Source organism: Syntrophobacterales bacterium (genome assembly GCA_031274925.1).
In the GTDB taxonomy this organism is placed as follows: Bacteria; Desulfobacterota; Syntrophorhabdia; order Syntrophorhabdales; family Syntrophorhabdaceae; genus PNOM01.
Genome location: JAISPL010000026.1, coordinates 18,167 through 38,933 on the forward strand (window position 1 = coordinate 18,167; position 20,767 = coordinate 38,933).

Annotated in this window: 20 protein-coding genes and 1 tRNA gene; 4 read left to right on the top strand and 17 right to left on the bottom strand. The window is 48.6% G+C overall.

Going from position 1 to position 20,767, the window contains the following annotated elements:
• Positions 1 to 313 precede the first annotated feature (313 nt).
• Positions 314 to 1,030, top strand: coding sequence for an SDR family NAD(P)-dependent oxidoreductase (locus tag LBQ00_04535; protein MDR2018127.1), 717 nt, complete (start codon positions 314 to 316; stop codon positions 1,028 to 1,030).
• Positions 1,031 to 1,147: 117 nt separating this feature from the next.
• Positions 1,148 to 1,363, top strand: coding sequence for a 1-acyl-sn-glycerol-3-phosphate acyltransferase (locus LBQ00_04540; GenBank protein MDR2018128.1), 216 nt, complete (start codon positions 1,148 to 1,150; stop codon positions 1,361 to 1,363).
• Between the two features lie 26 nt (positions 1,364 to 1,389).
• Here the strand turns inward: LBQ00_04540 and argJ are convergent, their stop codons facing one another.
• The 3 genes from argJ to LBQ00_04555 form a co-directional block, all read right to left on the bottom strand.
• Entirely contained in the window at positions 1,390 to 2,535 is a 1,146-nt protein-coding gene (gene argJ / locus LBQ00_04545; GenBank protein ID MDR2018129.1) for a bifunctional glutamate N-acetyltransferase/amino-acid acetyltransferase ArgJ, read from the bottom strand.
• Between the two features lie 2 nt (positions 2,536 to 2,537).
• Complete coding sequence (gene secA / locus LBQ00_04550) at positions 2,538 to 5,138, bottom strand: preprotein translocase subunit SecA (protein MDR2018130.1); 2,601 nt, start codon at positions 5,136 to 5,138, stop codon at positions 2,538 to 2,540.
• Between the two features lie 107 nt (positions 5,139 to 5,245).
• The gene (locus LBQ00_04555) at positions 5,246 to 5,716 is read right to left on the bottom strand and encodes an HAD family hydrolase (protein MDR2018131.1); all 471 of its coding nucleotides are present in this window, start codon (positions 5,714 to 5,716) and stop codon (positions 5,246 to 5,248) included.
• Between the two features lie 228 nt (positions 5,717 to 5,944).
• Here LBQ00_04555 and LBQ00_04560 point away from each other — a divergent pair, with 228 nt between their 5' ends.
• Positions 5,945 to 6,604, top strand: a complete 660-nt coding sequence (locus LBQ00_04560; GenBank protein MDR2018132.1) for an HAD family hydrolase — start codon at positions 5,945 to 5,947, stop codon at positions 6,602 to 6,604.
• Here LBQ00_04560 and pssA read toward each other — a convergent pair.
• The 7 genes from pssA to LBQ00_04595 form a co-directional block, all read right to left on the bottom strand.
• Positions 6,543 to 7,310, bottom strand: coding sequence for a CDP-diacylglycerol--serine O-phosphatidyltransferase (pssA, locus tag LBQ00_04565; GenBank protein MDR2018133.1), 768 nt, complete (start codon positions 7,308 to 7,310; stop codon positions 6,543 to 6,545). The genes LBQ00_04560 and pssA overlap by 62 nt on opposite strands.
• Before the next feature lie 72 nt (positions 7,311 to 7,382).
• Positions 7,383 to 8,030, bottom strand: coding sequence for a phosphatidylserine decarboxylase family protein (locus LBQ00_04570; GenBank protein ID MDR2018134.1), 648 nt, complete (start codon positions 8,028 to 8,030; stop codon positions 7,383 to 7,385).
• Positions 8,027 to 9,049 (bottom strand): ketol-acid reductoisomerase, encoded by a 1,023-nt coding sequence (gene ilvC / locus LBQ00_04575; GenBank protein MDR2018135.1) that lies wholly within the window; start codon positions 9,047 to 9,049, stop codon positions 8,027 to 8,029. The genes LBQ00_04570 and ilvC overlap by 4 nt, the downstream gene beginning before the upstream one ends.
• Positions 9,018 to 9,548, bottom strand: a complete 531-nt coding sequence (gene ilvN, locus LBQ00_04580; GenBank protein MDR2018136.1) for an acetolactate synthase small subunit — start codon at positions 9,546 to 9,548, stop codon at positions 9,018 to 9,020. The genes ilvC and ilvN overlap by 32 nt, the downstream gene beginning before the upstream one ends.
• An 8-nt stretch (positions 9,549 to 9,556) precedes the next feature.
• Positions 9,557 to 11,248: a biosynthetic-type acetolactate synthase large subunit gene (ilvB, locus tag LBQ00_04585; GenBank protein MDR2018137.1), complete on the bottom strand. Its 1,692-nt coding sequence runs from the start codon at positions 11,246 to 11,248 to the stop codon at positions 9,557 to 9,559.
• The gene (locus LBQ00_04590) at positions 11,249 to 11,497 is read right to left on the bottom strand and encodes a hypothetical protein (GenBank protein ID MDR2018138.1); all 249 of its coding nucleotides are present in this window, start codon (positions 11,495 to 11,497) and stop codon (positions 11,249 to 11,251) included. It lies immediately after the preceding gene.
• Between the two features lie 767 nt (positions 11,498 to 12,264).
• Complete coding sequence (locus tag LBQ00_04595) at positions 12,265 to 13,527, bottom strand: hypothetical protein (protein ID MDR2018139.1); 1,263 nt, start codon at positions 13,525 to 13,527, stop codon at positions 12,265 to 12,267.
• A 219-nt stretch (positions 13,528 to 13,746) separates the two neighbouring features.
• Between LBQ00_04595 and LBQ00_04600 the strand changes: the two genes are divergently transcribed.
• Positions 13,747 to 14,952 carry an iron-containing alcohol dehydrogenase gene (locus LBQ00_04600; GenBank protein ID MDR2018140.1) on the top strand — a complete coding sequence of 402 codons (1,206 nt, stop codon included), beginning with the start codon at positions 13,747 to 13,749 and terminating at the stop codon, positions 14,950 to 14,952.
• A 418-nt stretch (positions 14,953 to 15,370) separates the two neighbouring features.
• On the opposite strand, the gene LBQ00_04605 is transcribed toward LBQ00_04600, so the two are convergent.
• From LBQ00_04605 to glgA, 7 genes are all read right to left on the bottom strand, one after another.
• Entirely contained in the window at positions 15,371 to 15,991 is a 621-nt protein-coding gene (locus LBQ00_04605) for a hypothetical protein (protein ID MDR2018141.1), read from the bottom strand.
• 43 nt (positions 15,992 to 16,034) lie between these two features.
• Positions 16,035 to 16,259, bottom strand: coding sequence for an MmcQ/YjbR family DNA-binding protein (locus LBQ00_04610; GenBank protein MDR2018142.1), 225 nt, complete (start codon positions 16,257 to 16,259; stop codon positions 16,035 to 16,037).
• On the bottom strand, positions 16,246 to 16,707 hold the full coding sequence (locus tag LBQ00_04615; protein ID MDR2018143.1) for a hypothetical protein: 462 nt from the start codon (positions 16,705 to 16,707) through the stop codon (positions 16,246 to 16,248). Before LBQ00_04615 ends, LBQ00_04610 begins: the two co-directional genes overlap by 14 nt.
• Positions 16,708 to 16,863: 156 nt before the next feature.
• Positions 16,864 to 16,938, bottom strand: a tRNA-Ala gene (locus LBQ00_04620).
• A gap of 287 nt (positions 16,939 to 17,225) precedes the next feature.
• Positions 17,226 to 17,585 (bottom strand): response regulator, encoded by a 360-nt coding sequence (locus LBQ00_04625; protein ID MDR2018144.1) that lies wholly within the window; start codon positions 17,583 to 17,585, stop codon positions 17,226 to 17,228.
• Positions 17,582 to 19,318 (bottom strand): hypothetical protein, encoded by a 1,737-nt coding sequence (locus tag LBQ00_04630; protein ID MDR2018145.1) that lies wholly within the window; start codon positions 19,316 to 19,318, stop codon positions 17,582 to 17,584. The genes LBQ00_04625 and LBQ00_04630 overlap by 4 nt, the downstream gene beginning before the upstream one ends.
• The gene (gene glgA / locus LBQ00_04635; protein ID MDR2018146.1) at positions 19,305 to 20,762 is read right to left on the bottom strand and encodes a glycogen synthase GlgA; all 1,458 of its coding nucleotides are present in this window, start codon (positions 20,760 to 20,762) and stop codon (positions 19,305 to 19,307) included. Before glgA ends, LBQ00_04630 begins: the two co-directional genes overlap by 14 nt.
• Positions 20,763 to 20,767 lie beyond the last annotated feature (5 nt).

Genomic DNA, 20,767 nt, shown 5'->3' on the forward strand with positions numbered 1-20,767 from the left:
GGATGAATACGAAGGATGTATATCTAAAGTAAATATAGCTTGGCGTAAGCTAAACTATAGACATATAATGTTATTATGCTTTGGATTTCTGTTCTTCATTCATATCTTACTCTTTAACAGTATTTAAATCTCATAAAAAGATAGTTTATGAGAACTTGTCAGGAGGAGATTTTTGTGTTCTTAAGGTTTTTTGAGGGCACTGGTTTTGTAAAAATATTACGGGTTTTTGCTATGCCTTTTTAAAAAGACTCCGGCAGAAGGCTTTATTGTGATAAGCCGGCTGTCAAAGCTAAACTACTATAGGTGAATCAATATGCAAAAAGTAATTATCATAGGCGCAAGTAGCGGGGTTGGCCTGCAACTTGCGAAATTTATGGCGAAAGACGATTTCTGTATTGGTTTGACCGGCAGACGAACGGAATTACTTGTTAAACTCCAAAGTGAATTGCATTGCAAAACCTATAGCAGATATATGGATATTGCCAACACGCCGGAAGCTATGAAAACCCTTAATGAATTGATTGATGAAATGGGTGGAGTGGACTTAATTTTTGTAAGTAGTGGAATAGGACATATTAACTATGAGTTAAACGGGGAATTAGAACAGGAAACTATCAATGTTAATGTCTCCGGTGTGACCGCTGTTATCAATACTGCCATGCAATATTTTTTAGATAAAAAATCTGGGCATTTAGCTGTCATGTCTTCTGTTGCGTCTTTACGGGGAAACTCTGAAGGTCCTGCATACAGCGCCTCTAAAGCATATATTTCGAATTACGCAGAAGGCCTGAGATGCAAAGTCAAGAAACAGAATTTAGAAATTACTATTACCGATATAAAAGCCGGATTTATAGACACTGCTATGGCTAAAGGTGAAGGGCTGTTTTGGGTTATGCCTTTGGAAAAGGCGACTCAGCAAATATATAAAGCCCTTCTGAAGAAGAAAGATGAAGTTTATATTACAAAACGGTGGCGGCTTATAGGATTTATGCTTAAAGTGCTGCCGAAGTTTTTGTACTACAAAATATAAAAATGCCAGTCAAGTATTGAGTTGCAAATATCTCCAAAAACTTGAAGGACAAGGGCCGCAGAAAGCATGGCAAAGCATCACAACAGGACCTAACCCACAGGTAAAAGAACTCTCCTTGTGCCTTTCCTGAGATGGACTCTCAGGGCCGGCAATCACATGGCCATCGACAGAAGAATTCGGGGAACGCGCCTAAAGTCCATGTATCAGGCGGCTTGGAGAATAAGGGAGGGGATGAGCGTACTCATATTTCCGGAAGGAACATGGAGCGCGGGCAACGCCGCGCCATGTTACCCGCTCAGAACAAAATTCCGCCGGCCGGAGATCGCGGAATAGCTGTGCGCTTAAACGCTCTTGCGCTGTTATGTACGGTAGGACGCGTTTATCTTTATGTAGTCATAGGTGTAATCGGTGGTATACATATCGAACCCTGCTTTGCCATCGTGGAGGTCGATTATCACTTCGATCACTTTCTTGTCCATTCGCTGCTTCATCTCTTCTTCGTCAAAGGGGACTTCAACCCCTTCCCTGGCCACGACATGGTCTTGGAGGGTGATTTCAATCTTTGACGGCACGACAGGAACATCCGCATCGCCGACTGCGGCGATGATCCGACCCCAGTTCGGATCGCATCCGAAAAATGCGGTCTTGGTGAGCGGCGAGATGGAAATCCTTCTCGCAATCTTCTCTGCCGTTTTCTTCTTCCTGGCCCCTCTCACAACGATGTGAGCGACCCGGGTCGCGCCTTCCCCATCCCTGACGACCATCATGGCGAGCTCTTTGAGGACTTTAGAAAGAGCCTTATTGAAGGCTTTCAATTCTTTCAGATCTTCTTTTCCGGTCTTCGTGAAAAGCAGAATGGAGTCGTTCGTCGAACATTCACCGTCCACAGATATTCTTTCGAAAGTCTCTTTGGCCGCGCGAGCAAAGGACCGCCGTATCGTTTCCGGAGCTACCGGAAAATCGGTAAATACGAAGACAAGCAAGGTGGCAAAGCGGGGATTTATCATACCGGACCCTTTTGCGACGCCGATCATATGGTACGCTCTTTGCCTTCCGAACGTCTCTTCAACGGTCTTAGGGAGCGTGTCGGTTGTCATGATTGCTTTGGCAAAATCCATGTGAGATGTCTTGAGCCCCTTCCCGATGGACGGCAGGGCACGAATAACGGTGTCCGTCGGGAGCCGCTTACCGATAACCCCTGTGGACGCGAAGAGGATATCCTCCCGGTTTACCCCGAGGATGGCCGAAAGGTTCTCGCCTATGGCGGCTAAATCTCCGATACCGTCCGCCCCCGTGCAGGAATTGGCGCAGCCGCTGTTTGCGAGCACGGCCCGGACCGGCGCGCCTTCAATACCTCGATTGTAAACAATGTGGGCAGCTTTTACCTGGTTTTTCGTATAGAGCGACGAGACATACATGGGATCATTGAAGAAAGCCAGTCCGAGGTCGAGACCCGAGGCCTTGATGCCGGCTGCCGTCGCCGCAAATTGAATCCCCTCTATCATGCCTACCTCCCGCAGCACTTCTTGTATTTCTTTCCGCTGCCGCAGGGACAGGGGTCATTTCTTCCTATTTTCTTCTCCTTGTCCTCAAAGGTCGCCTGCTCGCCGCCCCTGCTCATAAACATTACGGGCTCGTCACGGGTAAGCTCTTCTTTTGCGGGCTGGACTGCGTACATCTTCTTTATCGTGTCGAGTTTCATCCTGTCCAGCATACCGATGAACAAATCAAAACTCTCTCTCTGATATTCCCTCAATGGATCTTTCTGGCCATATCCTCTGAGACCAATCCCCTCCTTCAGGTGGTCAAGAGATAGGAGGTGCTCTTTCCAGTATGTATCGAGAGAATTAAGGGTGAAAAAGTGCTCCATTGATTCAAATTGACCGTCTGCAAAGATCTTCTCCTTATCTGTGTAGACCGAGACGGCCTTTTCTCTGACCAGGTCGAGAAGGCCCTCCCTCGTCAGGTCAGTCACCTGTTCAAGGTTCAGGTCCATATGGAAGAAGAAAGTCTCGTAAATCCTGTTGTTGAGCGACGCAAGGTCCCACTCCTCCGGGTAGACTTTCTCTGGTGCAGCCTCGTACACCATCTCTTCGCATAGTTCATCAATCATGTCGAGAATGCGCTCCCTCACGCTCTCGTCCTTCATTACTTCTCTGCGCATCCCGTATATGGTTTCGCGCTGTTTATTCATTACATTGTCGTATTCAAGGAGATACTTTCTTATTTCGAAGTTGCGCCCCTCAACCCTGGTCTGGGCATTCTCTATGGTTTTTGAGATAAAAGGGTGTTCAATGGGCATATCTTCCTGCATCCCCAGTTTTGCCAGTATGGGCGAGACCCTGTCGGAGCCGAAAAGCCTCATGATCTCATCTTCCAAAGAAACGTAGAACCTGGATGAGCCAGGGTCGCCCTGGCGGCCGGCACGCCCTCTCAACTGGTTGTCGATGCGTCTTGATTCGTGCCTCTCTGTGCCGAGGATATGGAGCCCTCCCAATTTTATAACTTCTTCCTTCTCCTTCTCGCAGATGCTTCGTGCCGCCTCAAGGGCCTTTTCATACTCGGGCGTCCCAGTCTCACCCTTGGCCATGACCAAGGCGAGGGCATTCGCGTTTCCGCCTAAGAGTATATCCGTTCCCCTTCCCGCCATGTTGGTGGATATGGTAAGCGCTTTGAGCCTTCCCGCTTGGGCGACGATCTCCGCTTCTCGCTCATGGTTCTTGGCGTTAAGGATGTGGTGAGGAATACCCCTCCGTTTCAGCATATCCGAGACTCTCTCGGATTTGTCTATGGAAAGCGTGCCTACCAGCACGGGCCGCCCCTTCTTATGATGTTCCTCAATCTCGTTTATTACGGCCTTGAACTTCTCTTTCTCCGTCCTGTAGATCACGTCAGTGTGATTGGTCCGGATAAGGGGCCTGTTGGTGGGGATCACCATCACATCAAGATTATATATCTTCTTGAATTCGAGAGCCTCAGTGTCGGCCGTACCGGTCATGCCCGAGAGCTTCGTGTACATCCTGAAGTAATTCTGGAACGTGACAGTAGCCAGGGTTTGGTTTTCCCTCTCGATCTTAACGTTTTCCTTCGCCTCCAGCGCCTGGTGGATGCCATCGCTGAAACGCCTGCCGGGCATGAGCCTTCCTGTAAACTCATCAACTATGATGACCTGACCGTCTTTGACTATATAATCCACGTCACGTTGAAACATGTTGTGTGCCCTGAGCGCCTGGTTTACGTGGTGCAAAAAGTCTACATATTTAGGATCATAGAGGTTTTCGATCCTGATCAGTTTCTCGATCTTCGCGACCCCTTCTTCGGTGAGGTAAGCGCTTTTCGCCTTCTCATCTATCATGAAGTCCTGCTCTTTTTTTAGTTGGTAGATGAGCCGGTTAATCTTGTAATACTTGTCCGTCGACTCTTCCGCAGGGCCGGATATGATGAGAGGGGTCCTTGCTTCATCTATGAGAATGCTGTCCACTTCGTCGACTATGGCGTAATTGAATCCCCGCTGGGCGCACTCCTCAAGAGCGTACTTCATGTTGTCCCTGAGGTAGTCAAAGCCGAACTCGTTGTTCGTCCCGTACGTAACATCGCAGCCATAGGCTATTCGTCGCTCGTCGTCGTCGAGGCCGTGAACCACGGTGTCAACCGTGAGGCCAAGAAACTTGTAGACGGGACCCATCCACTGGGCGTCTCTTTTTGCAAGGTAGTCGTTGACCGTCACCACATGGACGCCTAGACCCGAAAGAGCGTTAAGGTATACGGGCAGGGTGGCCACGAGGGTTTTGCCTTCGCCGGTCGCCATCTCCGCGATCTTGCCTTCATGGAGCACGATGCCGCCTATGACCTGTGCATCGAAATGCCTCATGTGCACGGTGCGGCCCGCAACTTCACGGACCACAGCAAAAGCTTCGGGAAGCAGGTCATCAAGCTCTTCGCCGTTCGCAATCCTCTCTTTGAATTGGGGCGTCTTTGCCTGAAGATCCGCATCGCTCAGTCTCCCGAGCTCCTCCTCAAAATTTCGCGTGCGTTCCACTAAGGGGCGGATTCTCTTCAGTTCTCTTTCGTTCTTAGTTCCGACGATCTTCTTAATTAAATTATTAATCATGTCAATATATTTATCACATCGGGTAGTGTTTTGCCAATATAAGCAGAACATCCGCCGGATAGATCATCAGGGATGAATTTACCCGGCGGATGTTCTGACAAAGATTAATCTCTGAGGGTGGCCACCAGTCTTTCAGGATGGAGAATAACGCCGATGGCATCGGCCACATTGCTCACAAGGAGGTCTGCTTCTTTCACAAGAAGGGTTGAACAGCCCTCGCGGCCTACAACTCCGATGCCCAAGGCGGCCTCTTTCAACATCATGGCATCATTGGCCCCGTTTCCTATGGCGACGACTTTCTCGGGGCCAAGCTCTTTTATGATCCTTGCCTTTTCCTTGCCGCTTCCATCCTTGCCTACTTTAATGATGCTGAAGCCTATGGTGCTCCCTTCGTTGTCAATGTTGCCGTAACTATCTGCGGTTATTATAAAAACCTTTATATAACGCGAGACCTTCTCCATCGCGTCTTTCACGCCTTCGCTCAGCTTCCCGTCGAACGCGCATGTCCCGTTATAGTCGACTACTAAATACTCTATGTCTAGGTCCCCCCATCCGGGAATAGAAACACTGATCATAACCAAATTCCTCCTCTACGTTTTTCTAGACCTTATTGTAGCACATATTATCCGTTTTAAATATAAATATTATCCTTGCTTTTTGCTCAAATAATATTTAAATCATAGCAGTTAGCGATCGGCAACGGATGAAAGAGTTCTAACCGTCCAAAAAACTGTGGCAATCCGAGCGCGTCTCCTGCCGGTTTACCGGGCCGAAATTTGACGTTGACATAATGCAGAGGTTTCATGACCGTCGAGAAATCTGATTCCATAGAGTGCGTCATATATGATGTGGATGGCGTCCTCTTCGACTCCCTTGATGCAAACGGAAGATTATACGGCAAGATAGCGGCATCCATGGGGAGGGGGCCGCTATCCGGCGATGAGTTGCATTACTGCCACACTCATACGGTCTATGAAGCAATCAATCGCCTTTTCCGACACGAAAAAGAATTGGAGAGAAAGGCGCTTGAGTTCCTCAAAAAAGTGGATCTAAGTGAATTCATCGTCTTTTTAAAAATGGAACCCCATCTGCTGGAGACGCTCGCAACTTTAAGAGAGCGGATGATCAAGACAGCGATATGCACCAACAGGACTACGTCCATGCCGCACGTGATGGATCGGTTCAATCTCTGGCCTTACTTCGACACGGTTGTCACTGCCCTTGATGTAAAATATCCAAAACCCCACCCAGGGTCAGTGGAGAAAATATTGGAAACCCTTCATGCGGACAGGGAACGTACCCTATTCCTGGGGGATTCCGAAGTGGACCGGGAAACGGCCCTCTCGGCGGGCGTCAGGTTTATCGCTTATAAGAACGAGGAGATCGCGACGGACGGTTTAATCAATGACCATCTCGACCTGCTGGGGCTTCTTTCGACTGACTGCTCTCAGTCTCAAGGATGACCTTTTTCCTCCTAAAAATGGTATAGATCGGCCCTGACAGGGCATAGCCCACGGTCCCTATGAAAAGGGTGATCTGAGGCTCGCTGGAGACGATCACGAGGAGCATAATGGCCACCACGGTGGATCGGAACGGCTTCCCCTTGAAAAAGCCCATGTCTTTGAAGCTGTAATACCGCACGTCACTTACCATGAGAAAGGCAAGGACATAAACAATGATGGGCATTGCCACCGTCTTCGGTTCCGCAGAGAACCCGAGATATGAGTAAAAAAAGACGATTCCCGCGATCACTGAAGCCGCTGCGGGTATGGGAAGACCGAGAAAATGCTGCTTTTGTACGCTGTCGGCCTGCACGTTGAACCTTGCGAGCCTGAGGGCACCACACGCCACATAGAGGAACGCGGCAAGCCACCCGAATTTGGGATAGACATTAAGCGCCCACATGTATGCAAGGAGCCCAGGCGCCACGCCAAAAGCGATTACATCAGAAAGGGAGTCATATTCCACCCCGAACCTGCTGCTTGAGCCCGTAAGTCTTGCAACCCTGCCGTCCAGCATATCGAATACGGCGGATATGAAGATGGCGCCGGCCGCATGGGTAAATCTTCCATCAATGGTGGCAATCATGGAATAGAAACCCGAGAAGAGGCTAACCGATGTCAGTAAATTCGGCAGTATGTATATTCCTTTACCTTTCCGTTTTCTCATGGTGGTCCCTTTTTTTGAGCGACTCCTCAAGCCCTTTTCGCTGTTCGTGCCAATTTCTGCAACGCTCCGGCTTTATTCGGCTATGGGTCCTTTTCTTGCCAGGATCGTGACCCCTGCCCTCACTCTCTCCTGCAAGTCTACCATAGGTTCATACTCCTTTGGCAGATACACATCAACTCTGGAGCCGAAGGATATGATGCCCACGGGTTGTCCCTTTTTAACTTCGTCTCCACCTTTTACATAGCAGGTGATGCGGCGAGCCAGAAATCCTGCGATCTGGACCATGAGTACCGCATCGCTGCCACTCCCGATGAGTATATAGTTCCTCTCGTTTACTTGGTCGACATCTTGTTTGAACGCCATGGCAAACTCGCCGCTCCTATGCCGTACCGTGCTTACACGGCCGGAGGCGGGCGCCCTGTTTACATGAACGTCGACGGGAGACATGAATATGCCGATTCGCTTTCTCTTTTCGCCCAGAAATTCGCTGTCGAAGACATCGCGCACCTCCACCACCTTCCCATCGGCCGGCGAGATGATTGTTCCCGCCTCATCGACCGTCACCCGTTTCGGGTTCCGGAAAAAAAAAACAGAAAACATGACAAAGAGGAAGCAGGCGAGGGCAAGCACTCGATAATGAAAAGCAGTAAAAAAAATGAACAGGGCAAAGGAGGGGATCAGAAACCTGAGCCCCTCCTTTGCGATAAGAGATTCTTTCAATCTTTTCTCCTGATCCAGCCCATCATGCTCCGGAGTTGTGTTCCCACTTTCTCAATAAGGTGTTCACTCTCTATTCTCTTCAATGAATTATATACGGGTCTGCCGCACATGTTCTCAAGTATCCATTCCCGGGCGAACTCGCCGCTCCTGATCTCATCGAGAATTTGCCTCATCTCTTCCCTCGTCTCTTCCGAGACGACCCTATTGCCTCTCGTGATATCGCCGTATTCGGCGGTATCGCTGATGGAGTAACGCATATACGAAATGCCTCCTTCGTACATAAGGTCAACGATAAGCTTCAGCTCATGGAGGCACTCGAAATAGGCGATCTCCGGCTGGTAGCCGGCTTCCACCAAGGTGTCAAACCCGGCCTTCACGAGTTCGGAGGCGCCGCCGCAGAGAACCGCCTGCTCGCCAAAAAGGTCTGTCTCCGTCTCTTCCGCAAAAGTGGTCTCAAGTACACCGGCCCTTGTGGCGCCAATTCCCTTCGCGTAGGCCAGGGCTTTTTTCTTTGCTTTTTTTGAATGGTCCTGGTAGACGGCGATGAGTGACGGAACGCCCGCCCCGCGTTCATATTCCCTTCTTACGAGATGGCCCGGGCCTTTAGGGGCGACCATGATTACGTCGATATCCGGCGGCGGAACAATCTGGCTGTAATGGATGTTGAAACCATGGGAGAAAACGAGGGTCTTTCCTTTTTTCAGGTTCTGTTTTATCTCTTCGTTGTAGAGTTTTGCCTGGAGGTTATCTTGGGCAAGTATCTGGATCACCTCCGCATCTTTCGATGCCTTTGCCGCGCTTACGGGCTTGAATCCGTGGTCCTTGGCTATCTTGTAATTCGGCGTGCCTTCAAGCTCCGCCACCAAAACATCTATCCCGCTGTCTCTCAGGTTCTGGGCTTGCGCATGTCCCTGACTGCCGTATCCTATGATGGCAACCTTTGCACCTTTCAATACGTTGAGGTCGGCATCTTTGTCGTAATACATTTTAGTAGCCATCTTCTTCTCCTCCTTTGGAATGTTTTTCTTTCATTTTTATTGTTTTCTCCCCGCGCATCATGGCAATAGGGCCGGTCCTCACAAGCTCTTTGATGCCGAGAGGCTTGATAAGGGCAAGAAAAGCCTGGATTTTCGCCTCGTCGCCCGTTATCATTATGGTATACGTCTTGGGGGAGACGTCTATGATCCTGCCCCGGAAAATTTTAACCATACGGGGTACTTCCTCTCGGATCTTGTCGTCCGTACTTACCTTCACAAGGACCATCTCCCGGGAAACATAATCCGCATCTTTGAAATCGACAACTTTTATGACGTTGATCAGCTTGTTGAGTTGTTTCAATACCTGTTCAATGATGGCATCGTCACCCTCTGTCACTATAGTCATAGAGGAGGTGGTGGGATCAAGCGTCTCGGCAACGCAGATGCTCTCAATGTTGAAGCCCCTGCCGCTAAAAAGCCCCGCCACCCTCGACAACACACCAAATTCGTTTTCAGCAAGTATTGATATTATATGTCTCACAAACCCTCCTATACGAGAAGCATTTCCCGTAGCGACGCCCCTGCGGGAACCATGGGATAGACCGATTCCTCAGGATTGACGAGTATGTCGACGAAAGCGGGCCGTTTGTCCTGAAATGCCGCGCGAAGCACGCGATCCACATCTTCCTCTTTTTCTATCCTGAATCCCGCTGCTCCGTAAGCCTCCGCGACCTTGACAAAATCGGGAGCATACTGCATGGGCGTCCATGTGTACCTTTTTTCATAGAAAAGCTCCTGCCACTGTCGTACCATCCCGAGATACCCGTTGTTCAGAATTACGACTTTGACAGGAAGCCCGTATTGGACCGCCGTCGCAAGTTCCTGGATATTCATCTGAATGCTCCCGTCACCTGCAATATCAATGACCAGAGCGTCTGGGTAGGCCACCTGGGCCCCGATACCGGCAGGAAATCCGAACCCCATGGTTCCGAGTCCTCCGGAAGTAAGAAGGGTCCTGGGCTTCAGGAACTTGTAGAACTGGGCCGTCCACATCTGGTTCTGCCCCACTTCGGTGGTTATTATGGCATTGCCTCCCGTGATGTCGAAAATCCTCTCGATAACATACTGGGGCTTGAGTGTTCCGTTTCTCATGTAGGTAAGCGGATATTCCTTTTTCCAGCGCTCGGTCTCATGGATCCACTCGGAGATATGGGACTGATAATTCTCGAAATCATCCCTGTCCTCCGTTGCAATCTCAATCATCTTCCTGAGCACATCCCTGGAGTTACCCACGATCGGTACGTCGACATGTATGTTCTTGCTTATGGATGTAGGGTCAATATCTATATGGATGACCTTCGCATGGGGGGCAAACTCATCAACTTTTCCCGTTGCCCTGTCGTCAAAACGCGCTCCAACCGCAATTATCACATCGGATTCCGTGATTGCCATGTTTGCAGCATATGTCCCGTGCATCCCCAACATACCGAGAAACAGGGGATGATTCCCCGGAAATCCGCCAAGCCCCATGAGTGTGTTCGCTACCGGGATTGAAAGCATGCTGGCAAGCTTTGTCAGCTCCTCGGACGCCCCGGATAAGATGATTCCACCGCCAGCGTAGAATACGGGCTTCTTCGACGATGCGATAAGTTTCATCGCCTTCTTGATCTGACCCAAGTGCCCCGTGTAGGTTGGCTGATAACTCCTGATGTGGACCTTGTCGGGATACTTGAACTCTCCCAGTGCCGCCGACACATCCTTCGGTATGTCAACGAGAACCGGTCCCGGCCGACCGGACTTCGCGATATAAAACGCCTCTTTTATGATCCGGGCGAGGTCATTCACATCCTTAACCAGATAGCTATGCTTGGTACACGGCCTCGTGATACCCACAATATCAACTTCCTGGAACGCATCGTTGCCAATTAGCATGGTCGGAACCTGGCAGGAAAAAATTACCAGAGGGATGGAGTCCAGATAGGCCGTGGCGATGCCGGTTACCGCATTTGTGGCTCCCGGACCGGAGGTGACAAGAGATACACCCACCCTGCCGGAAGCCCTGGCATATCCGTCGGCCGCGTGCACGGCGCCCTGCTCATGCCTCACCACAATCTGCCCGATGTCGGACAGGCCCAATGCATCGGTTATGTTAAGAGTGGCTCCTCCGGGGTAACAAAACAGGGCGTCGATACCCTCCGCTTTCAGCGCTTCCACAAAGATTTGTGAGCCGTTCTTCTTCAATTACCCTTCCCCTTTCTTCATTGCTTTAGCTGTCTTTTCCATAAGGTCCTTGAAATAGAGTTTCTTTTTCTTCAAGACCTTGGTTTCAAGCTCCTCATCCTCAGTGAGGTAGGATTTCTTGAGCAACATCTGCAATCGGCTGTCCAGAGCTGCGTGTTGGTCTTTTGCATCGTTATATATCTTCTCGTTTTCGCTCTCGCTCCGCTCGGTCATATTTCTTATCTCCTCAAGAAACCAGACTGGCAGCATCCGGTCCGCTTTTTACATAATCTTGTGCGAGAAACATCATCATCTTCCGGGAATTATGAATCTCGGCTCTATGTTCCCGGAGAACGCCCCGTTACGTCCAGATGGAGGCATCCTTCATTCCCGCCTTTTGATGCCCGCTGTATCCCTCTCGCAAAACAACCCTTATTATACAAAATCAAAGGGGTACAAGACACCATTATCATAAGTTTAATTGAGATATGGTATAGGAAATATTGAAAAAAGTCAACTCACCCGCCCCCGCCTCTTTCTCTCACCGCTACCCCCCTACTCTTCCCCCGGGGGCGTCTATCCCGGTGTCTGCCTTGCATCAGGGGTTCTCTGCTCGTTTCGCCTATTACGGCGTGTCGTATGCCTTCATGAGGGGCGGTCTCGTGTGCTGCTTGATGCTTTCGGTAGCGAAAGGGCCTCTTCGTTGGCAGAATTGGGCGGCCCCGGCGGCGGAAGCTGCTCGTGTCCTTGACAATCTTGCCTTGGGCTACCTTTTAAAAGGTCCGGTGCGGGTGCGGTTTCTTTTTGCCAGGCACTGCTTCTGTTGAGGGAAATGCGGACCCAAGGTCCTTGGCTGCCGCTTCTGTGTAGCAATGTTGGCTTGATTGTTCAGGTAATCGTGGGACTGGGTGAGGGTGAAGCACAAAAATTCTTCGCGGTCACCCTAAAGACGGCTCGCATCAACAACAGATATACCGACACGGCGAAACAGAAACCCCGTTCGCACACAACGCGGTGTCGTATAAGCCGGTTAATTACTACTCCTTCTTGAGATAGACCAAGTCGGATGCGGAGAAGCTGCCTCCTGACACGCTGGTGGCCCACGATGCGTCAATACCGAAGAGCTCGCCCACTTTGAGCTCTCCTTTATAGCTCCCTTTCACCTTGCCCAGGGGCATATTTGTTCTGGAATCCATGATCTGCTCGCCTGGCGCGTAGACTTCAAGGATAGCTCCCTTGTCGAGCCCCGAGAGTCTTCCGGCATTGATGTAAACCTTCTCGTTCTCGAAAGACGCGATCCTCGCGTGCCAATCAATTGAAAGGACCGTTTTCAGGAGGTCGTCGGCGATTATTTCGATAGAAAGGTCAATGGCGCGGATCTTCGCCTTTTCCGTGCTCAAATCGCCTTTTTCCCGGGAGAGAAATACGGGGTTCCTCCCGGAAAATTGTTTCAGAATAGTCCCGGTTTCGGTATTATAGACGTCGAGGCCCATTTTAGATATAGCAAATGCGGTCTCTTTCTCGTCTTTCCCTTCAATCTTGGATGTGCTCGTGAATATATCGGAAAGAGTCCCTTTCAACACCGCCTGAACGCCGTAAATCTCATTCAAAGCCTTCATATTCTTGGGGTCTGTCAGCGACCCCGTGAGGTTCGTGGTTCCAGGATCGACACAAATAATGGCGTTCGTGTTTTCAATCCTGGAAACGAGTCTCCTTGTCGCAAGCTCTCCCAAGGCCTCCGCTTTATAGTTCGTGAGATCGGTGATGGGGAGCACGATGACCTTGCGCTTCATCTTCGGCGAGGGATAGGCAAAAGGAAGGGCCGGTGTGGTCATATAACCCGTCATTCCGGGAGGCATGGCTCCCATCTGGGCAGGGTACGCCATTTGCGGGGCCAACCCTTTTTTCTTGTAATCCTCTTCAAGTTTGGCCAGCCTGCTTTCAAGCTCCTCCCTGTCTTTCTTGCTTGAACCGCTTAGTGCGGTCGACACTACCTCTCCGAGTCCCGGCACGTATTGATCTTTCCTTATCCAGACATATTCGGGCTCATACGGTGTCAGCATGTACTTCTTGTTGCGGGTATATATATACTCTATTCCGTCAAGTATCTTTATATCCCCGGGCTTCACGTCCAGCACATCCAGCCTGTCGCCCCTGTCGTCCTTCTGGGCGGGAGTATCGCTTTTTGCAGCCGCCTCCTTCGGGGCTGTTTTGGCCGATCCCGTCTTTTTACCGGAAAAGGGCATGGAACTGCACGCGAAAAGCAAGAAAACAAGCAGAAAGGTTAGGTATTTTTTCATCAAATGATTATACCCGTATCGGGCAATAAAGTCAATCCTGGTGCGCTGCAGGCCGCTTTCATTCCCCTGGTGTCGTCTCCTCTAATCTGGCCGCTGTGCATATCAGGCGTATTACAATTTAGGCAAAAATCTATTGACAAACTATCTAAAATAATTGACTTCAATCTTAATTTTTGATAAAACGAAATTTTATTATTAAATTTAGGAGGTGTAATAATTATGTGGGAACAAGACATTAAAATTGATGAATTAAAAGAAATAAGAATGCGCCCGAATGTTTATTTTGGTGTAGGTGCTATTTCCAAGATAAATGATATTGTAGAAAGTCTTAAGTCAAAATCTATAGACAAAATAATCGTTGTTTCGGGCAAAAACGCCTATAAAACAACAGGCGCATGGGATTATGCAGAAAAAGCCCTTAAGCAGCATAACATCGGTTATGTTAATTATGACAAAATCACGCCCAATCCCACCACGCATCAAATTGATGAAGCGGTTAAAATCGCGGCTGATTTTGGTGCTAAAGCAGTAATTGCAATCGGCGGAGGCTCGCCCATTGACGCAGGTAAATCCGTTGCTATTTTGCTGAAATATCCTGAAAAAAACTGCTCAGAGCTTTATGGTTACGAATTTACTCCGGAAATTGCCGCTCCTGTTGTAGCAATTAACTTAACCCATGGAACAGGCACTGAAACAAATCGTTTTGCGGTTGTGACAATACCCGAAAAAAACTTCAAGCCGGCCATTGCTTACGATTGCATATATCCTTTCGCCTCAATTGACGACCCCGCTTTAATGACAAAGCTTTCTCCGGAGCAAACGCTTTATGTTTCCATAGACGCGGTAAATCACGCCGTCGAGGCCGCCACAACTATAGCAAGTTCACCTTATTCAATAACTTTGGCAAAAGAAACCATCAGGCTTGTTGCAAAATATCTACCTGAAGTTATTAAAAATCCTGAAAATTTAACGGCAAGATATTTTCTTGCCTACGCGTCGCTTTTAGGCGGAGCAAGTTTTGATAACGGACTTCTTCACTATACGCACGCACTGGGGCATCCTTTGAGTGCGGTTAAACCCGAACTTTCGCACGGCTTAAGTCTTGCCGTGCTGCTTCCCGCGGTTTTGAAATATATATACAAGGAAAAATCAAATACTCTTGCAGATATTTTTTCTTCTGTCGTAAATGAAACATGTGGGTCACCGGATGAATTTGCAAAGAAAATAGAGCAGTGGATTTTTGACCTTGGGATAAAATCTAAGCTTCAAGATGAAGGCTTTACAGGCGAAGATATACCAAAACTGGTTGATCTGGTTTACACCACGCCTTCTTTGGAGCTTCTTTTGAGTTTAACCCCGTTGCAAAATACCAAGGAAATTGTTACGGCAATATATAATGAGTCTTTGACTGCTTATAATTCGTAAATATATTGAGCTGGAACTGAAACAATTAAAAACAATAGAGAGGGGTGGAACCCTCTCTATTTGTGGAACGCATTGACTAAGCCGGAAATCTTCGGGCTCTGGCAATATCAAATGATGTGTATCTTTAGGTGAACACCCTCTCAATCATTTCTTCTAATGTGGTATCGTTGTTTTTGCTGATGTAATCGCGTATTTCATTATCCTTTTCTTCCGGTTGTGTCCAGATAGTTTCGCAAATTAGTTCGCGGCCGATGGAACTTACGCTGACATTAAGCCACTTGAATGATAGCAACTGCCGATTCTTTGCGTTATTTTACCTCAATTATATTTTGTCGTTTGTCGTTCGAAATTGGTTGCAAAATAACCCATCTCCCCTTTGAGACTATTGCATCACAACCATATTGGTATAATCGACTCCTTATCGGCATATTTTCTTTTTCAATTTCAAAATTCTACTTCTGTGCGCTTTTGATAAATCGCTTGTTCTAGCGTCCAAGACTTCGAAAAACACTTCTTTGTTGTCAAGACCTATACAAACAGAAATCCGTTCAGTGTGTTGCGGAATGTCCTTTGCCCTACAATTTTTGATGTGGTTAAGTAGAATAGGGAATACCTCTATCCGGCAATCGCTGTTAACTCTGCATAGTTCGGCAAAAACGCTAATGCTGTTATCAACCGTAATTACGCTTCCTTTTTTGTATGCTGTGATAATTTCTGATAAGCGGCTACTTATTATTTCTGGTTTAATCGAAGCAACGCAGGATAACGCTTTCATGCTTCCCCAAACAATCCGATTCTCTTTATCGGATAAAGCGGTGATGAAATCATCGGCAAAATCCGCAATCAAAACTGGCTTTCTTTGCCCTATCTCATACAAAACTTTAATGCAATCATTGGCTATGGCTTTGTCGTTCGATTTTAATCCAGCAATAATCTCGGCAATTCCTTTTTTATCCATATTTTCGCATAGCTTTTCCGCAATCTGAATATTAGGAGCTTCATCATTGCGACCAAGCCGACAAGCCAATAATTCAAACATCTGGCGATCCTTCTGATTTGTGCCGCAAAGTGATATGGATTTCCTATTCTTTATAGGGGTTTTTTCCCGCCGCGAGACCATAGCTTTCGTCAATACGGCGAAAGACTTCTTCAATGGGAACCGATCCGTCAAGACAAATTGTGACCCAATGCTTCTTATTCATATGATAGCCGGGATAGTATTTCTTTCCGTCTACCACAACATCTATTTCTTCCGAGTTCATTCGTAAGTCGATTATATCGACCGTGCCGTCTTCACACAATCCCAATTTTTTCTTTGGTAAGAATTAGGAGTGCAGCATACCATTTCGAGTTATCCTGCCGCCTGTAAACTGCGTTTTCAGGGAACTGCTTCCAAAGATACTGAAGTTCATCATGATACTTTTCCCGAACATAGCAAATGACCTGCTTCGCCCCATCACTCTTAAAAATATCGGCCTCGCAGCAGTTATTGGCAATCGAATCAAGCATACGTTCATATTCTTCGCGCAATCTGCCGACAAATGAACCCGAAGCATTAGAAATGCGATGGAGGACATAACGTTCTTTTGAAGATAGGTCAAATACTTCTGCGGTTACCTGCCCCTCTCTTGTGACAGCGACAATCATCTCAAATTGGCCGTCAACCAAAGCGGTAGAATAGACATAACCATTTTCATTCTCAGTAAATCCAAAGGGAAGGAGTTGACCGATCTTGATTTTTCGATTTTTTAGCAAATCATTTGAAAAGCTTATAAGGAAAATCTCCTTATGATTTCATCAAAAATATATGGACACTTGAGCCTGAAAGATTTGCAAGTGACCCAAACCATTTCAATGTGGGGGGTAAACACCATCTCTGAACGTGAAAAGGTGGTTCGGATTGTCTGGTGATGGTGGAGGTGGCGGGAATCGAACCCGCGGCCCCCTCGTTGCGAACGAGATGCTCTCCCGCTGAGCTACACCCCCTGATTCAGGCTTTATAATATTATCTTATGGCTATCAATAGCAAGGATTTTCTTTGGTGAAAGGTATTCTTATTGGTGCAGGTTCGAGGAAAAAACCGATTCACCGAACCGGGAAAATCAAGGTTGCAGCCATGGATCACACTCACCCGCAACGGGGCGGCCGAGATAGCGGTCCGGCCTGAGCAAGGCTGGTCGAATGGCGGTTTCCTAAAGGTGCGATCTCCGGCGCCAAGTATTTTAAGGATCATAAAGGCACATGATCATGAGAGTTCTTTCTATGGGCCTCGGTCAGCGGTTAAGTATGTTCTTTATGGTTTGCTTCAGTTCATCCGTGTCCGCCGACTTCACCACATACCCGTCGGAGACCCAGCTCGAAAAGTCCTGTTTGAATTCACCGTATGCCGAGCAAAGGATCACCGGCTGGTCCTTATTTATATTCTTAATTTCGCTCAGAACCTGTATGCCATCAATACCGGGCATCTTTATATCCAAGATCATTATATCGAAGGTCCCGTTCTTGAATTTTTCTATAGCTTCGTAGCCGTTGGAGGCAAGATCCACCTCATAGCCCTCATCTTCAAGCTCCTCTTTGAAGAGTATTCTTATATTTTCCTCGTCGTCAGCAACCAACAGCCTTATGGTTTTCATAAAAGCTCCCCCCCTAATATTGTATGATTATTCTGCACGGGAAGATAGACCAGAAACGTCACGCCTTTTCCTACCTCGTTTTTTATATCAATCCGGCCGCTATGGTTCATAATGATCTTGTTCGATATGGCAAGCCCAAGACCAGTCCCTCTTTCCTTGGTGGTGAAGAAGGGGTTGAAGAGGTTGTCCAGTATGGAAGGGTCGACTCCGCCTCCTGTGTCGGAGATGGAGGCAAAAAGGAACTCTCTTTTGTCCCGGATCATTTCTCCTGTTTCTATTTTGATCTTCCCTTTGCCATTCATGGCTTCAAAGGCGTTGATCAGAATGTTGATCAGAACCTGCTTGATCTGCTGACTGTCGCAGGTTATGGAAGGCAGAGGCTCCCGGTAATTCTTCTCGATCGTGACGTCCTTCCACGAGCTGTCAGAGATGAAAAGGGAAAGCGCTTCATCAAGCGTGCTGTTTATATCGCATGTACCCGTCATTACAGGTGTTTTTTTTACATAGCTCAGTATCTCTTTGAGAATTGATTCGAGACGGGTTACCTCCTTGATGATTATATCTACGTACATGCTTTCCGGCTGATCAAGGCGGGTTTTTTTGGCGAGCCTCTTGGTAAATCCTCCGATTATAACAAGAGGGTTCTTGATCTCATGCGCGATATTTGCCGTCATTTCTCCCAGGCTCTTCAATTTTTCCTGCTCAATGAGCCTCTTTTGGGCGTCGGAGAGCTCTCGCACCACATCCCGGAGCCGCCTGTTGAGCAAAGTGTTTTCCAGGCCGTTGGACATATAGTTCGATATGGTGTTTATGAGGGAACGCTCGTCTTCGTCGGCGGCAAAGCCCTGCCCTCTCGCGACACCCATTGTGATGGTCCCGATTATACGGTTCTTGGAGAGTATCGGGGAGACATAAAGCGAGAACTCAAGGGTCATCTCTTCTGCGTCCGGGGTCCGATCCTTGAGGGTTATGGATCTCCCGCTTTTTATAGACTCATGCTCGGTCTCACTCACACGCACCATCGTCTCGGCGTCTATAGTGCCATACGTGAACCTCTGCGTACCAATCCGCAAGAACGGGTACTCCAGTTTGATGGTCACAAACTTCGCATTCAGCGCCTTGCCGATAATGAGGGTGATGGTCCGAAGGAGTTCCTCGGGTTCCACATCCGACGTGAGCACCTTTCCCAGTTCAGAGAGCGTGGCAAGTTCGCTAATCCTCTTCTTCGAGCCGAGGATCAAGGCATATGTGCGCAGCACCCCGCCGATTTCTCTCGAAAGAATGGCGAGAAGGGTCTTTTCCGGGTCGCGTATCACGCCCCTTGAGGAGACCGCCACGAGCACCCCGTGGAGATAGCTGTCATCAGATAGAGGGAGAAACGCATAAGCCCCTCGGTTTCTGCTAAGTCCGCTCATCTCGGGATAGAAAGGGCACCCCAGCTTCGGAGACACATCCTTTGCGGTATAGTATTGGGGCGCCCTTTTTTGGGCCACGCCCCCCACAACGCCTTCCCCTACGCGGCATCGGTGTTTGCTCAGGATCTTGAAGAGGGCGCTGCCGTCATTCATGAACCTGCACGTGAGCTTCTTGTCCTGATCAAGGATGTAGACTATTACCTCTTCAAAACCCAGGTCCTGCCCTATAATATTCAGGATTGACCTGATCCGGGAGGATATCTCAAGGTTGGAGTGGGATATCTCTATTACCTTCCCTAAGAGCTCAGTGTAATTCATGGGTACGTATCGCCCTTTCATATAACCCAAGGTACTCTTTCGCGGATCTCTCCCAGGAGAAGTCAGCGGTCATGCACCTTTTCACAAGGGTTTGCCATGCCGCTTTGTCCTGGTATACCTTAAGGGCCCTCTGCAAGGCGTCAAACATCGCCTCCTTCGTATAATCATAGAACTTGAAGCCGGTCCCTTCATCCGGTTCCATGGTGTAATCTATTATGGTATCTTCAAGTCCGCCCACACCCCTTACGACAGGGATCGTCCCGTATTTGAGGCTGTAAAGCTGGTTTAGGCCGCAAGGCTCGTAACGGGAGGGCATGAGAAACATGTCCGCTCCTGCTTCAATAAGATGGGCAAGGCGGTTGTCATAGGTGATCTTTACGCCAAAAGAGTTCCGGAGGCTTTTTGCCATCTCGGTGAAGAGCTCGTGGTATTTTCTTTCCCCCGTCCCAAGAATCACGTACTGGGGCCCAAGGGCGAGCATCTCCTCAAGGCCTGATGAGATGAGATCAAAGCCCTTTTGATCGGCAAGCCTTGATATGGTGGCGATGAGAGGCGTTGAGCTGTCCGCCGGTAATCCGAAGGCCTGCTGTACCGCCTCCTTGCACACCGCCTTATTGCTCGTGTCCTCTGCGTTATACCTGGCGGGAAGGAACTCGTCCGTTTCAGGGCTCCAGTCCTGGTGGTCTATCCCATTGATTATGCCAAAAAGATCCTTCTTTCTTGTACGCAGGATCCCGTCCAGGCCGTAGCCGAACTCCTGCGTCTGTATCTCCTCGCTGTATTTCTTGCTCACCGTACTGATTATATCAGAGAATATGATACCCCCTTTTAGGAAATTGATGTTGCCGAAAAACTCAAGGTAATCAGGGGTGAAGTATTCCCACCCTATGTTGAGCAGGTGCATGTCGTGATGCCAGAAGATCCCCTGGTAGCCAAGGTTGTGGATGGTGAAGACTGTGGCGATGTTCTTAAGGATGGGGTCATCCCTGTAGATTGTCTTCAGAAATACAGGAGCAAGGGCGGTTTCCCAGTCGTTGCAGTGGAGCACGTCAGGCACGAACCCCGTCTCCTTGATAGCCTCAAGTATGCTTTTCGAAAAAAAGATGAATCTCTCGGCGTTGTCGAGGTAATCGCCGTCCGGGGTGCTGTAGAGGTAGTCCCTGTAATAGTACTCGTCGTTTTCCACAAGATACGCCTTGACCCCGTCATAGGCGCTCTCCACGATCTCCGCCTCCACAACCGCCTGCGACACTTGGCACGCAATCTTCAGGTTCTTGTATTCCAGCGGGAATTTTGTCTCATCAATGCCCTTGTGCTTGGGCAATATAACTCGCACATCGGCGCCCAGTTTATTGAGCACCTTCGGAAGCGCACCGGTGACGTCGGCAAGCCCTCCAGTTTTTTTGAACGGGAATATTTCGGGAGAAGCGATCAGGATCTTCATGCAGC